Source organism: Treponema sp. OMZ 790 (assembly GCF_024181285.1).
GTDB lineage: Bacteria > Spirochaetota > Spirochaetia > Treponematales > Treponemataceae > Treponema_B.
The window spans coordinates 2,112,490-2,125,912 of the sequence record NZ_CP051201.1; the positions used below are offsets into that span (position 1 = coordinate 2,112,490).

Below are 13,423 nucleotides of genomic sequence, written 5' to 3' on the forward strand. Positions count from 1 at the left end.
AATAAATTTAGCTAAATTCTCTTATAGTTAGACCCGATAAGAGATAAGAGGTTGCAGAATTTATGAAAAAAATATTTATTTTTGTTGTTTTAAGCTTTTTTTTAAACGGATGTATGATCTTTGGAGCCCAACCGCCGGAATCTCCTCGGCTTGATTTTATAAATGCATCGTACAAATACTTGAAGACACCATACAAGTATGCAGGCACAACAAAGGCGGGAATGGACTGTTCAGGTTTTGTGTATCGGGCAGCTCTTGACGGGCTTGAAATGAATATACCGAGGAGCACAAGAGGACTTGCAGATTTTGCCAAACGGATTTCAAACGAAGACATTCAGCCCGGCGATCTTTTGTTTTTCTACACTGTGGGAAATAAATTATCCCATGTAGGAATCTACATAGGCAACGGCGAATTTATTCATGCGGCTTCACAGGGTAAACATACCGGCGTCATAATTTCATCTCTTGACGAAAAATATTGGAAAAACGCCTATCGATTTGCAGGCCGATTTTTAGAAGCCGAAGATATTTTTTAGATATCAAAAATATCCAAGATTATTATCAACTGCATCCCTTTATGAGGCTCAAGATTAATATCGAATTCCTGTATAACCGATTTAGGTTTTGTTTTAAGCTTTTTTATTATTGAAAACTCTTCCTTTGCCAATAGCTTTCCCTTGGGTCTTTTGTAATCCGAAAAATCATAAACAATCTTTGTTATAATCCGTCCTTCAATGACTTTGACTACAACCTTACCGTCTTCATTTGTGATATATTTTTCCTCAGTACCGTCCGAAAAAAATACCGTACATGGAAGATTTTTAAAAGATATCTGAGCCTTGTCCGTCAGCTGTATATAAGCTCCTTGGGGCCGAATTTGTTTTGTCTTACATGCCGAAAAGCAAAGCAACAAAACTGCAAAAAAAACAATTATCTTTTTCATTTTACTCTAAAATTCCTTTTATTCTCATTTGTTCAAATACACTGTCCTCTCCCAAAAAATGAGCAAGACCTGCAAAAACAAAGGTTGTTCCGCCTTTTTCAAGATACTCTTCAAATTTTTCTGCCCAAACAATGTTTCGATCTTTTAAAAGTGCATCTTCGGATATACCTTCACTCATATCTAAAAGAGAACCTATAAAAGATTTTAATTCATCGCTATTATTTTCCAAATAAAGTTTTTTTAACTTGGTCAATAAGTCAATGATTTTATCGGCATTTTGTAAATCATCTATAGTTTTTTTAAGAGCCTTGACTTGTTCTTCAAAACTACCTGAGGATAATAAGTTCAACTGTTCATCAATACTTTCAAGAGCAGCAATCTTTCTTTTTCCGGCACGGTCCATAAGATGCATATCCAGCCCGCTTTGAGAATCCAACCCGGCTTTTGTATAAAGAATTTGATTTAAACTCATTGTAAGAATCCAAGGATCAAATTTTAAAAGAGACATGGCTATAGTGTCTCCAAGTTCCTGCCTGATGATGCTGATCTCGTCTTCCGATAAAAAATTACTCAAATCTTTTTCGGGTTTCAAATTAATACTTTGTATCATCTTAGTTTGAAATTTCTCTTGAACTTCAGCCATCTCGGTCACACCGCCTATTTCACTGACTAAAACATCAGCCTTATCAAAGGCTTCCAGTATCTTATCTTCCAATGGATAAAAATCCTTATCTGCAAAGTGAATTGTTCCCAAAATATAGATAGATGAATCTTCTTTTTTTATTTCCCAAAACATTCTTTCAGGATGTTTTATTAAAACGGCCTTTGTATCTCCTGCTAGTTCCGAATCTTTTGTTTTACAAGAAATTACAAAAGAAAAAATGAACAAAAAAGTCAAAACCGCAGCTAAAATTTTTTTTATCTTCTTCATATGTTCTCCGAATTTAGTTTATTATTTTACGGCAAGAGTATATAAAAAATTTTAAAAAAATGCTATACTTCAAAACGATATGAATGATTTTATTGCTCTATGCGCCGTAGGCGCAGAACCCGTCCTCACAAAGGAATTGAAAATCTTAGGCTTCAAACCTTACAACCGCCTTCCCGGAAGGGTTTTTTTTACATCAACTGAAACAGAACCTCTTTTAGCTTTCTTTAAGGCAAATTATTTTTTAAGTACAGCCGACAGGGTCTTTCTGCTTATAAATACTTCAAAGGCAGAAAACTTTGACGACCTCTTCGATTTAGTTTTTTCAATCGATTGGCATAATTATTTTCCGCGGGATGCCCGAATCATCATCGATAAGGTAAGAACCTATAAATCAAAACTTTCATCGGAACATGCAGTTCAATCTATCGTGCATAAGGCTGTCTGCGACAAGCTATGCAAAAAATGGAATATGCATTCTCTTCCCGAAACGGGAACCCGTTTTATGATACGCATTTATATAGAAAATAACAACGTCTATGTCTGTCTGGACTTATCCGGAGACCCTCTATACAGACGCGGTTACCGCCTAAGCGGGGGAGCTGCCCCAATGAGGGAAACTTTGGCTGCGGTTTTAATCCGGCTCATGCAATGGAAAAGAAAAATTCCCCTCCACGATGCGTTTTGCGGCTCAGGAACCATTCCCATCGAGGCGGCTTGGTATGCCTATAATATTCCGCCCGGAATTGCCCGTCACTTTGCCTTCGAAAACTTCATCTGTTTTGAAAAAGAAAATATGGAAAAAATTTTAACTGAAGAAAAAGGAAAGGCGGCTGCAGCCGTAAGAACCGACTGTCTTGCAAGGATAACCGGCTCGGATATTTCGGAAGAAGCCGTTTCTCTTTCAAAAGCCAATGCCGAAAGGGCCTGTATAATAGCAGGCAGAGAACTTCATGCGGCAGGCATTACCCATCACATAGAACGCCCCGATTTTATCCAATCGGATTTTTCCGAATTGGAAGCCCCATATGAAAGCGGCATCCTTTTGTCAAACCCGCCCTACGGTGAAAGGCTCGGAAGCGAAGAAGAAGCCTTTGAGCTTTATAAAAGAATGGCCGAAATTCCTCAACACTTTCCTGACTGGAAGCTTGGCTTTATCACAAGCAAAAAAGAATTCGAAAAAATATTTTGTAAACAAAATAAGGATAGCGTTTTAAAAAAACACAGTCTCCGCGGCGGCAACATGGAAACCGTTTTGTATATTATGGAATAAAACCTACCCCTAACTTATCAGGCTTAACCGACAAAAAAGGGCCGCCTTCCGGCAGCCCTCATTATAAACGGTTTACGCGACGTAAACTGTTTACGCAACGTAAACGGCGAGTTTTTGTTTTTCGGCAGGCTTTTTAAGCTGCTGCAAAGCCTTCTTTTCGATCTGTCGTATTCTTTCTTTTGTAAGATTAAAGATGAGCCCTACTTCTTTTAAAGAAAGAGGAGCATAACCGTCAAGTCCAAAGCGGTAACGGATAATTTCGGCCTCCCTGTCATCAAGATTTTTAAGAAGTTCGTTTACTTCATCTCGAAGGCTCATATCCATTGCATAGTCTTCAGGCATTTGATGAGTTTCATCCTGCAAAAAATCGTTTATACTGGAGCTTCCGGGTTCATCAAAAACGGGAGCATCAATCGAAATAGGATCTCTGGCCGCATTCATAATGGTATGAACCATAGTGTTATTCATATTTAAGATACCGGCAATTTCGTTCAATTCCTGACTTTCATTTCCGGCAAAGTCGATTTCTTTTTTTGCCTTTTCGATTTGAACAAGCTCATTTGCTCTATTTAAGGGAAGGCGTATCATTCTCGATTTTTCGCAAATAGCCTTTAAGATAGACTGCTTAATCCACCAAACTGCATAAGAGATAAATTTATATCCTTTTGAAACATCAAATCTTTCGGCAGCATTCATCAATCCTATATTGCCTTCACTGATAAGGTCCATGAGGGGAAGCCCCTGATTTTGATATTTTTTTGCAACATTCACAACAAAGCGCAAGTTGGAATTTACCAGCATATTTTTAGCATATTCATCGCCCTTTTCTGCAAGTTTAGCATATTTTATTTCTTCTTCCGCAGTTAAAAGCGGAATCTGATTAATTTCTTTTAAATAAGTAGCCAACGAGTTCATTTCTGCGTCATAATTGTTCTTTGTTCTGTTATACATATTCAACTCCTTGTGTAAAACTGGAAAGCTTTTAGCCTCCCGTATATACAAGCAAAAATCATGCTAAAACAGAAACAAACAAAAAAATATTTTAAAACTAAAAACGATAAACCCAATGAATGGCGTAAGTATATACCCAATATAGAATTAAGAAATTAAATACTTAATGCTTAAAATAATCAAAACCTATTGCCTTTTTGGCTTTTTTTTCTTATATTTTATGGTATTCGGGACAGATGTATTGAAATGACACACCCCGAAATAAAACACAAAAAAAAGTGCCAAAAAGGCACAAATAAAGTTTTTTTGTGTTTTTTTAATTTTTTCAGGAGGTCTTTTGATGAAAGTTAAACCCTTAGGAGACAGAGTTTTAGTAAAGCCGGATGCAGTAGAAACAAAAACGGCGGGCGGAATCATCATTCCCGACACAGCTCAAGAAAAAACCCAAAGAGGTGTAGTTGTAGCTGTCGGAGATGATAAAGAAAAGATCAAGGTTTCCGTCGGACAAAAAGTTATCCACGACAAGTATGCCGGAACTCAAATTCAAATCGACGGCGTAGATCATTTGATTTTAAAAGCAAATGATTTGGTTGCTGTTGTAGAATAAGGTTTAGCGTTTTTATCTTACAGATAAAAGCTTATTAAAAAACGGCGGGACTTTAACAAGACCCGCCGTTTTTTTGTTTTTAGCCGGAAAAGATTTATTTTTTTTCCAGCGGAATTAATGGAAGCCTTTCAAGTTCGGCATCTTCACCATAAACAGATTTTACGGCCTTGGCCGCTGCATCAAAATTATCAACTCGTTTTATATCGGTTATATCATAAAAGGGAATAGAACACTTACAAATAAAGTCACCAATGTAGACATATTTTACACCCTCAGGAACCTCAATTTTGGAATTTAAGGGTATGCTTATACATATAGCTTCTGAACCTGCAAAATGATATCTTAATCTTTCAATATTGATATATCTTTTTCCATAAGCAAAAGGAAATTTTACCATAGCAAGATCAATCAGCTTAGCATCTTCTTCAAAAACAACCGTAAGCGGCATTCTGCGGTTTGAACCGCTTAAAGTTATTTTATCTGTCGTGCTGTGATAATGCCCTATTTCCATCTTTGAAAACACCATATGTGAATAATTTGCAAAAAAATCGGTATCAGGTGACGGCTGCACTTTTAACGAAAAAACGATTACAACCTCATTCTTTGAGGGAGGATTAGGCTTTTTTTTATCGGCAGCAAATATATTGGTATTTATAACCGTTATATTAAAAATAATAATAAGCAATAGTGCAGTATATTTATTTCTTTTCATTTTCAATCTCCTTTATTCTATCATCTATTAAGTTTTCCCATTTTGTCTTTCTAAACTTATTTTTCATTTTACGCAAAACTTCCAATTCATACTTAGTTTGCTCGCCGCGAGGATATGGAGCAAGAGTTGCAGAAGATCCGTTAATTATAAAATCATAAGCTCCTATAAATTGCAGACCTTTTTTATTTGTAGTAAAGGCTATGTTACCTTTTTTGCCCAACCCCGGCGTATAATGTGTAATAACCTTTGTAAACCAGTTATCATAGCGCAATTGTATAAGTTGAAAGCTCAATTCCCTGTCTATAGGCGGAAAGCAAAAAGAACCGCCTCCCATCAATAGGGGGGTGGTATATATTGCATCCTTTGTATGATCCATTTGAACATACATATGCACACCGCTTACATTTAGGTAACCAAAGGCAAGACAGTCCTTATCTGAAGAGGACATCTCTTTTATGCCGACTTTTTTGCCGTTTATGCTGGCTTCTCCCTCTTCAGAGGCCATTCTAAGATTACTGAATAAAATACATGAATTCAGCAACACCGCTAAACCGATGAAACATGTCAAACATGCTCCTTTTTTGATGATTTTCATTTTCATAAATGCTTAATCTCCTAATATTTTGTTAATTATATACGCACAGAAATACTTGCGCGAATTCCCATATTTGTTTCCTTAACTTCTTTTAAATATGACCTAATAATAAAATCAACTCCAAACGATATAGATGAAAAGCTTACAGGTACAATTTCCATACCTCCTCCATATTGGACAAAATAGTCAACAGGAGGGATAAAAATACCGGCCCCTACAAAGGCTTGCGGAGCAATATATACAGAATTATTTATATTAAGGGGTATCTGCAATCTAAATTCGGGAGTTAAACCGAAACAAATCTTAAGAGGCTTTCTAAAAGAAAAACTAGGTAACTGACGAGGTTTATTAATAATTGCCGATATACCAACCTCAGCATATTTAAAATTATGAAAATAACCGAAAGAAAAACCTGACAACCACTCTTTATTTTGTTTTAAACCTATATAGGAAGCATGTATTCTCGTTTTTGTCGGAATTTCTTCTATAAATACGAAAGATGAGTTATTGCTTTGCTTTGCTTTTTTCGGTTTTCCCGAAGGTTTTTCATCAGGAGGGGTATTCAAATTTGAAGCAGTAATTTGCCAAGCAGTCTGATGATTATTCCAAACGGTAAAAAACTTGGATTTTCCGGCCTCATAGTAAAGCACAAATTCATAATTTTTACCGGCATTTTTTAAATCGGCAAATTCGGCTTTCTTTTCAGGAATGTACGAGTTCTCTTCAGGTTTTATGGAATTATATATTTCGTAAGCAATAGCTGTTCTAATTCCATTTATCGGATTGCCAAGAAACGAAGCCGATAAAATTTCGGATCTAAACAACCGCGGAGCCTTCCTTAAAGCTGTCAGATAAGCATCCAAACCTTCATTTACGGCGTAGTCTTCGGAAATACATATCGTAATTTTTCGAAGCCGTTTTAAAATCTCTTCATTTTTTTCATCTTCCTTGTCAATTTTAAAGTTTTTACATACTTCCGCAAATTCATCTAAGGCAATTTTTAAATTATTTTCGGATTTTTCCTTTCCTCCAAAAACTCGTGAATCGATAAAATTCTTAATCGAGACGGCAGGAATTGCAAAATTAGTGGATTGCCTAAAAACAGCCTTGACCGAATTTATTCCTATAACATCATAGCCTTCAGGAGAATTCTGAGATTTTATCAAAAGCGGGCCTCCTGAATTTCCTGAATCTATAGGAGCCGAATGTTGAATAAAAAAAGATTTTTTAGGATCTACAATATTGCTAAGTCTTGTTTTTGAATTGGTAACTGTTCCTTTTCCAAGCTGCCAAAGGGGTTTTCCTCCAAGCCCCGGATAACCGGCTGACCAAACATCGACCCCATCGGAAGGAAGTTTAGTTGCTAAATTTAAAAAAGATTTAACTCTTTTATCGTTGACCTCTGCTATTGCAATGTCCAATTCTTCATCTATAGCTACTACAGGGCAATTTTCAATTTTAACTTTCTCGCCTTCAATATTTTCAAGTTCCAGAGAAAGAGAAGAAGCATAAGCCGCAACGTGATAATTTGTTAATACGTAAGTTTTTTTATTATGCCCGCGAATAAAAAATCCTGATCCGAAAACTCCTTCTTTGGCATTTTCAAAAAGCTCAGCTATGTCGATATATCCGGCTTTTGAAATTTTGCCGGCAGCGGCATCCATAAATTGTAAAGTTTTTTCTTCATAATTGGGCCGCACAATACATACTGCATCCCTTATATCTGCAAAAATAGTTAAACCAAATAAAAAAAAGGCGATACATATAATTTTATTTTTCATGTGTCCTCCAATATAAAATAGGCTATAAGATAACACATATAGCCTATTTTACTTAATCTTTATTTTACCAATGCCATCGTGTCCTTAGCAATCATAAGCTCTTCGTTTGTGGGGATTATAAGAACCTTAACCTTTGATGAGGTCTTGCTTGCATCGGTGAGTTTTCCCCTTACCTTGTTCTTTTCAGGATCAAGTTCAACTCCGAGGAATTCTAAACCGTGACAGATTTTTTCTCGAAGTTCGATAGAGTTTTCTCCGATACCGGCTGTAAATACTAAGGCATCCGCTCCGCCGAGCTGGGCAGCATAGGAAGCTATGTATTTTCTAACCCTGTTGCAGAAGACATCCAAGGCGAGCTGAGCTCTCTTGTTTCCTTCTTTTGCCGCTGTTTCAATATCCCTAAAGTCGCTGCTTACACCGGAAATACCTAAAACGCCGGACTTTTTGTTTAAAACGTTGCTCATGTCATCGGCTGAAAGTTTTTCCTTATTCATAATAAAGGGAAGAATTGCAGGGTCGAGGTCGCCTGAGCGGGTTCCCATAACAAGACCTTCGAGGGGAGTAAGCCCCATGGAGGTATCTACACATTTTCCGCCCTTGATAGCAGCCAAGCTGGAACCGTTTCCTAAGTGGCAGGTAATTATCTTAAAATCAGCCGAATTGTTTTTAAGGGTTTCGGCAGCCTTTTCGGAAACAAAACGGTGAGAGGTTCCGTGGAAGCCGTAGCGGCGTATCTTGTATTTTTCGTAATACTCGTAGGGAAGAGCATAGATATAGTTTTCGGCAGGCATTGTCTGATGGAAGGCAGTATCAAAAACTGCAGCCATCGGTGTTTTCGGCATAAGAGCCTTACAAGCTTCAATTCCCATAATATTTGCAGGGTTGTGCAAAGGAGCAAGGTCGATACATTCTTTGATACCGGCCATTACCCTGTCGTCTAAAAGAACGGACTTATTGAATTCTTCTCCGCCGTGAACAACTCTGTGACCTACAGCCGTAATCTCCTCCATAGATTTTACAACACCGTGATTTTTGTCGATGAGAGCTTCCAAAACAAGCTGAATAGCCTTTTTGTGGTCATTCATTTTTTCTTCAATTAAAACGGCATCCATTCCTTTTTTTTCGTGCTTAATACGTGAACCTTCAATTCCGATTCTTTCGACAAGGCCTTTTACCAAAACATCTTCGTTAGTCATATCGATGAGCTGATACTTTAAAGAAGAGCTTCCGCAGTTGATAACCAATATCTTCATTATATATCTCCTTAAAATGTGAAGTAATCTTATTTGGTATAATACCCCAAAATATAATAAAAGTCTATCTATATAATAGCTTGTTTTTTAATAATTTTTCCACTATAATGGGATTTAGGAGAAAGTTATGGTCGAAAAAGAAAAAAGTAAATCGGGTTTTATTGCTTTTTTACAAAAAAATCTTAATTTTATAATAGCAATAATTGTGTTTTTAATTTTTACGGCTTTTAGTTTTATCAAACTAGGACGAAACATAGAAAACCAAGTATATGACACTATGCTCAAAATAAAACCTGAAGTCAATGAGCGAGGTGAAATTCTCCTTTTAAACGTAGACGATTTTTCTATTGAACAGATAGGCTCTTGGCCTTGGTCGCGGGATATTTTGGCAGACGTTTTAATCAGACTAAAAGAAGCAGGCGGCAAGGCTGCGGTTTTCGATATTGAGTACCTGTCCGCAGGAAGGACGGGTGCAAACAATACCTATGTAGAACATGAATTACCGAAACAATATGCAGCCGTCCGTCAGGAATTCGGAGAATATATAAAAGATTTTTCGGATGCAGTAGCAACCAAAAACATACCTCTTTCAGAAGTAAAAACAATAGGCAAGGATATGTCCGAATATTTTGAATCAAGGATTGATGAGCTTTCCGATTCAATTAAACACAATGTGTTTCGAGATAATGATGCCTATATGGGAGAAGCGGCGGGCTTTTTTGAAAATGCTTTTTTAACCATCAATGCAGTAAATATAAATATAGGAGGAGAAACAAAGGAATTAAAAGACTTTGCCTATAATAATTTCTTGTTTACCAATATCGAAGATGAAGCAGGTCTTTTAAAAAAAGAAACATTGGCAAACCGCAGGGCAGCAAATGAAGAGTACGGAATGGCTCCGGCCATTATGCCGATACTCAAACATGCAAGAGGAGCCGGATTTCCGAACGTGGTTATAGACGAAGACGGTGTACGCCGCCGCATTTCGCTTTTAACGGAATATGAAGGCAAGTACATAGGCCAGCTGGTTTTCACACCTATACTTCACATCCTTGAACCGGAAAAAATTATCCGGTCGGGCAGGAAACTCATTTTAAAAAATGCAAAAGACCCGTCGGATTTGGAAAAAAGAAAGGATCTTATAATCCCTCTTGATGAGGATGGAAACCTTTTAATCAACTGGCTAAAAAAACGCTTTGCCGATACCGACAACCCCGAAAACGGCAGTTTTAAAAGTCTATCGGTTTATGCCCTTACCTATGCCGACATAATGGAAAAGAATTTAGTTTCACTTTTGGAAGCCATAAAAAATTTGCAAATCAGAACATCGGAGGGCTATCTTTCTTATCACAGTGCGGTTAGTTCTATGGAAGATGAATATGCAAGGCTTGGGGAGTGGAAAAAAGAGCTTCTCAATAAATCCAAACAAAATTTTAAAGAATACTTCGCAGCGCGTAATTCCTTTTTTGATCACTACAGCAAATTTTTAAGCGGAGACTTCGATAAAGAAATACACGGTCTTTTTGCAAAAATAAAAGAACAGAGCGGATCAAAGCAATATGACGATATAGATGCCTATGTTGCAGAGCTCTTTAAAAATGCAAAAGAAGAATATAAAAACTATTCGGAACACATAAACTATATAAACGGCTTTTGCAACAATGCCTTTGCAATTATAGGTTACAGCGGTGTAGGAACCTCCGATTTAGGTGTTAACCCCTTTTGGAAGTCCTATCCCAATGTAGGTACCCATGCCAATATTTATAATACTATTATGAATGAGGATTTTATAACTCCGATTCCGAAATGGATTTCAATAATTCTTGCATTTGTAATCTCACTTTTTACAGCCTTTATGTTAAAAAAAATAGAACGGGGCTTTTTAAAAGTTATATTCGGAATTATCTTATTAAGTCTTACTCTTTCTTTAGGAATTCTATTATTTGTTTTCGGGCAAATATATTTACAACTTTTTCTTCCGGTTATAACGGTAGTTGTAAGCTTTATAGTCATTCTATTACTTAACTTTATTTTTAGCGAAAAAGAAAAGGGGTTTTTAAGAAAGGCTTTCGGTGTTTATCTTTCGGACGATGTTGTAAACGAAATTATTTCCGACCCCGACAAACTCACTCTTGGCGGAGAACAAAAAAGAATTACGGCTCTGTTCACCGACATAAAATCCTTCTCTACCCTTTCGGAAAAAATTACGCCTGAGCATTTAGTTTCGGTTTTAAACGTTTACCTCACACAAATGAGCGATTTAATTCTACATGAAAAAGGCACAATAGATAAATACATTGGAGATGCCATCGTAGCCTTTTTTGGAGCGCCGACAGACTTACCGGATCATGCTTACAGGGCTTGCCTTGCCGCAATCAGGATGAAGCAGGCAGAAAAAGAACTCAATAAGCAGCTTTATGACGCAGGAGACATTCCCATGCCCATCTTTACGCGCATAGGAATAAACACCGGAGAAATGGTTGTAGGAAACATGGGCACCGAAAAAAAGATGAACTACACGATTATGGGAAATGACGTAAACCTTGCAGCCCGTCTTGAAGGAGTAAACAAAAAATATGGTACATGGATCTTGGCATCCGAATCTACGTGGAACGAAACAAATGATGCCTTCTTGGGCCGCCGGCTCGACCGCGTAAGGGTTGTAGGTATCAATACTCCGGTTCAGCTTTACAATGTTATGGCAGTCAAATCTGAGGCTTCCGCCGAAATGGTAAAACTTGTAGGCATATTCGAAAATGCGATAGATTTTTATCGGCAAAGAGAATATCAAAAAGCCCTTAACCTTTTTAACAAGTGTTTGGAAGTTATCCCCGATGATGAGCCTTCAAAGATGTATGTTGAAAGAATGAATATGCTTCTTACAGATACTGAAACGGCAGCAACACACAGCGATATCGTAAACATGACAAGTAAATAAATCTCTTTATTTTATAAGGATAATAACTATGAAAAATTTAACTCAAGGAAATGAGCTAAAGCAAATAACGCTTTTTTCCTTACCGATGCTTTTAGGCAATATCTTTCAGCAATTATATAATGTGGTTGACAGCATTGTAGTAGGAAAAAACATAGGAGACCATGCCCTTGCCGCCGTAGGAATATCCTTCCCGGTATGGTTTATTTTTATATCCCTTGTCATAGGCTTTACCATGGCCTGCAATATTTTAATAGCTCAATTTGTAGGAGCAAAAAAACATGAAGAAATAGACAGGGTAATTCAAACAAGTATATTGATCTTGTTTTGGGCAGGTCTTATAGTTACGGTCATAGGAATCTTTTTTGCGCCCTATATTTTAAAGATGATGAACACTCCCTCGGATGTCTTTGAAGAAGCCCTTATTTATCTAAGGCTCATCTTTAGCGGAATGATTTTTTTGTTTATATACAATGCCTTCAATTCAATGCTGAGAGGTTTCGGCGACTCGATGACGCCTCTTTATGCACTAATCATTTCCACAATAATAAACATAGGCCTTGACTGTTTATTTGTCATAGCATTTAAATGGGGAATTGCAGGAGCTGCAATAGCAACAGTGATAGCCCAATTTGTTTCATGCCTTTGGCTCATCCTGTATTCGAGAAAAAAATATGAGGCTTTTAGACTCAACTTTTTTAAGTTAAGGTTCGATAAGCTTATCTGTGTACAGTCCGTCAAAATGGGCTTCCCCTCAGGGATTCAGCAAGCCTTGGTCGGAGGCGGCTTTATGGCCCTCCTTTCGATTGTAAACACCTTCGGCACACAGACGGCAGCAGCCTATTCGGCCGCAGGAAAACTTGACGGCTTTATCGTTATGCCTGCCTTAAACATAGGAGTTGCCCTTTCATCATTTACGGGGCAAAACATAGGAGCCGGAAAATTGGACAGGGTAAAAAGGGGCTTACATGCTTCATTACTCTTAGGTCTCGGAATTACGGTTACGGCTACTACTGCAATAGTTATTTTCGGCAAAAGCGTTATGCATCTTTTTGTAAACAATCCCGAAGTAATCGCATTGGGAGCCCGATACCTGATAATAGTCGCCCCTGCATATTTTTTTAATACGATAACCTTTACCTTGAATGGAGTTGTACGCGGAGCGGGAGAAACGGTTTTCCCGATGATTTCGACCCTGATGGCTATGTGGGTGTTTAGGGTACCGGCAGCAGCCCTGCTTTCAAGATACTTAGGCTCGGACGGAATTTGGTTGGCCGTTTCTATCGGTTCGGCTGCAGGCTGTCTTTTAACCTTCATTTACTATTGTTCGGGAAAATGGAAAAAAAAGGCAGCCAAGATTCTTGATGCAAAAAAATAAGCGGATGATTTGACTTGGCGGATTTTTCAATTTTAAATAATAACTATAGATTAATTTTTATTTTAAA

Annotated in this window: 12 protein-coding genes; 5 read left to right on the forward strand and 7 right to left on the reverse strand. The window is 37.4% G+C overall.

The genetic code is table 11. The annotated features are described in order from the left end of the window. The first annotated feature begins 62 nt into the window (after window positions 1–62). Window positions 63–536: a C40 family peptidase gene (locus E4O01_RS10130; protein ID WP_253692075.1), complete on the forward strand. Its 474-nt coding sequence runs from the start codon at window positions 63–65 to the stop codon at window positions 534–536. Here the strand turns inward: E4O01_RS10130 and E4O01_RS10135 are convergent. Further along, the gene (locus E4O01_RS10135; RefSeq protein WP_253692076.1) at window positions 533–943 is read right to left on the reverse strand and encodes a hypothetical protein; all 411 of its coding nucleotides are present in this window, start codon (window positions 941–943) and stop codon (window positions 533–535) included. The genes E4O01_RS10130 and E4O01_RS10135 overlap by 4 nt on opposite strands. A gap of 1 nt (window position 944) precedes the next feature. Then, window positions 945–1,874 carry a TraB/GumN family protein gene (locus E4O01_RS10140; protein WP_253692077.1) on the reverse strand — a complete coding sequence of 310 codons (930 nt, stop codon included), beginning with the start codon at window positions 1,872–1,874 and terminating at the stop codon, window positions 945–947. A gap of 79 nt (window positions 1,875–1,953) precedes the next feature. Here E4O01_RS10140 and E4O01_RS10145 point away from each other — a divergent pair, with 79 nt between their 5' ends. Then, window positions 1,954–3,144 carry a THUMP domain-containing class I SAM-dependent RNA methyltransferase gene (locus E4O01_RS10145; RefSeq protein ID WP_253692078.1) on the forward strand — a complete coding sequence of 397 codons (1,191 nt, stop codon included), beginning with the start codon at window positions 1,954–1,956 and terminating at the stop codon, window positions 3,142–3,144. A gap of 90 nt (window positions 3,145–3,234) precedes the next feature. Here the strand turns inward: E4O01_RS10145 and E4O01_RS10150 are convergent, their stop codons facing one another. Beyond that, window positions 3,235–4,095 (reverse strand): sigma-70 family RNA polymerase sigma factor, encoded by an 861-nt coding sequence (locus E4O01_RS10150; RefSeq protein ID WP_253692079.1) that lies wholly within the window; start codon window positions 4,093–4,095, stop codon window positions 3,235–3,237. Window positions 4,096–4,435: 340 nt separating this feature from the next. Between E4O01_RS10150 and E4O01_RS10155 the strand changes: the two genes are divergently transcribed. Continuing rightward, window positions 4,436–4,702: a co-chaperone GroES gene (locus E4O01_RS10155; protein ID WP_253692080.1), complete on the forward strand. Its 267-nt coding sequence runs from the start codon at window positions 4,436–4,438 to the stop codon at window positions 4,700–4,702. Between the two features lie 94 nt (window positions 4,703–4,796). Here E4O01_RS10155 and E4O01_RS10160 read toward each other — a convergent pair whose 3' ends face one another. Genes E4O01_RS10160 through E4O01_RS10175 form a run of 4 tightly spaced genes read right to left on the reverse strand, consistent with a single transcriptional unit; the run spans window position 4,797 to window position 9,043 of the window. After that, complete coding sequence (locus E4O01_RS10160) at window positions 4,797–5,414, reverse strand: hypothetical protein (RefSeq protein ID WP_253692081.1); 618 nt, start codon at window positions 5,412–5,414, stop codon at window positions 4,797–4,799. Next, window positions 5,401–6,015 (reverse strand): hypothetical protein, encoded by a 615-nt coding sequence (locus E4O01_RS10165; RefSeq protein ID WP_253692082.1) that lies wholly within the window; start codon window positions 6,013–6,015, stop codon window positions 5,401–5,403. The genes E4O01_RS10160 and E4O01_RS10165 overlap by 14 nt, the downstream gene beginning before the upstream one ends. A gap of 29 nt (window positions 6,016–6,044) precedes the next feature. Continuing rightward, entirely contained in the window at window positions 6,045–7,790 is a 1,746-nt protein-coding gene (locus tag E4O01_RS10170) for a S1C family serine protease (protein ID WP_253692083.1), read from the reverse strand. A 59-nt stretch (window positions 7,791–7,849) separates the two neighbouring features. Further along, the gene (locus tag E4O01_RS10175; RefSeq protein WP_253692084.1) at window positions 7,850–9,043 is read right to left on the reverse strand and encodes an acetate/propionate family kinase; all 1,194 of its coding nucleotides are present in this window, start codon (window positions 9,041–9,043) and stop codon (window positions 7,850–7,852) included. A gap of 127 nt (window positions 9,044–9,170) precedes the next feature. Between E4O01_RS10175 and E4O01_RS10180 the strand changes: the two genes are divergently transcribed. Together E4O01_RS10180 and E4O01_RS10185 are read left to right on the forward strand one after the other, a co-directional pair. After that, window positions 9,171–11,981, forward strand: a complete 2,811-nt coding sequence (locus tag E4O01_RS10180) for a CHASE2 domain-containing protein (protein ID WP_253692085.1) — start codon at window positions 9,171–9,173, stop codon at window positions 11,979–11,981. A gap of 28 nt (window positions 11,982–12,009) precedes the next feature. Then, a complete protein-coding gene (locus E4O01_RS10185; protein ID WP_253692086.1) occupies window positions 12,010–13,356 on the forward strand; it encodes an MATE family efflux transporter in 1,347 nt (448 codons plus the stop codon). Window positions 13,357–13,423 lie beyond the last annotated feature (67 nt).

Excerpts from the sequence above, each read along its gene's own strand:
- E4O01_RS10140 (WP_253692077.1), bottom strand. The coding sequence starts at position 1,874 with ATGAAGAAGATAAAAAAAATTTTAGCTGCGGTTTTGACTTTTTTGTTC.
- E4O01_RS10175 (WP_253692084.1), bottom strand. The coding sequence starts at position 9,043 with ATGAAGATATTGGTTATCAACTGCGGAAGCTCTTCTTTAAAGTATCAG.
- E4O01_RS10180 (WP_253692085.1), top strand. The coding sequence starts at position 9,171 with ATGGTCGAAAAAGAAAAAAGTAAATCGGGTTTTATTGCTTTTTTACAA.
- E4O01_RS10165 (WP_253692082.1), bottom strand. The coding sequence starts at position 6,015 with ATGAAAATGAAAATCATCAAAAAAGGAGCATGTTTGACATGTTTCATC.
- E4O01_RS10170 (WP_253692083.1), bottom strand. The coding sequence starts at position 7,790 with ATGAAAAATAAAATTATATGTATCGCCTTTTTTTTATTTGGTTTAACT.
- E4O01_RS10155 (WP_253692080.1), top strand. The coding sequence starts at position 4,436 with ATGAAAGTTAAACCCTTAGGAGACAGAGTTTTAGTAAAGCCGGATGCA.
- E4O01_RS10185 (WP_253692086.1), top strand. The coding sequence starts at position 12,010 with ATGAAAAATTTAACTCAAGGAAATGAGCTAAAGCAAATAACGCTTTTT.
- E4O01_RS10150 (WP_253692079.1), bottom strand. The coding sequence starts at position 4,095 with ATGTATAACAGAACAAAGAACAATTATGACGCAGAAATGAACTCGTTG.
- E4O01_RS10135 (WP_253692076.1), bottom strand. The coding sequence starts at position 943 with ATGAAAAAGATAATTGTTTTTTTTGCAGTTTTGTTGCTTTGCTTTTCG.
- E4O01_RS10160 (WP_253692081.1), bottom strand. The coding sequence starts at position 5,414 with ATGAAAAGAAATAAATATACTGCACTATTGCTTATTATTATTTTTAAT.
- E4O01_RS10130 (WP_253692075.1), top strand. The coding sequence starts at position 63 with ATGAAAAAAATATTTATTTTTGTTGTTTTAAGCTTTTTTTTAAACGGA.
- E4O01_RS10145 (WP_253692078.1), top strand. The coding sequence starts at position 1,954 with ATGAATGATTTTATTGCTCTATGCGCCGTAGGCGCAGAACCCGTCCTC.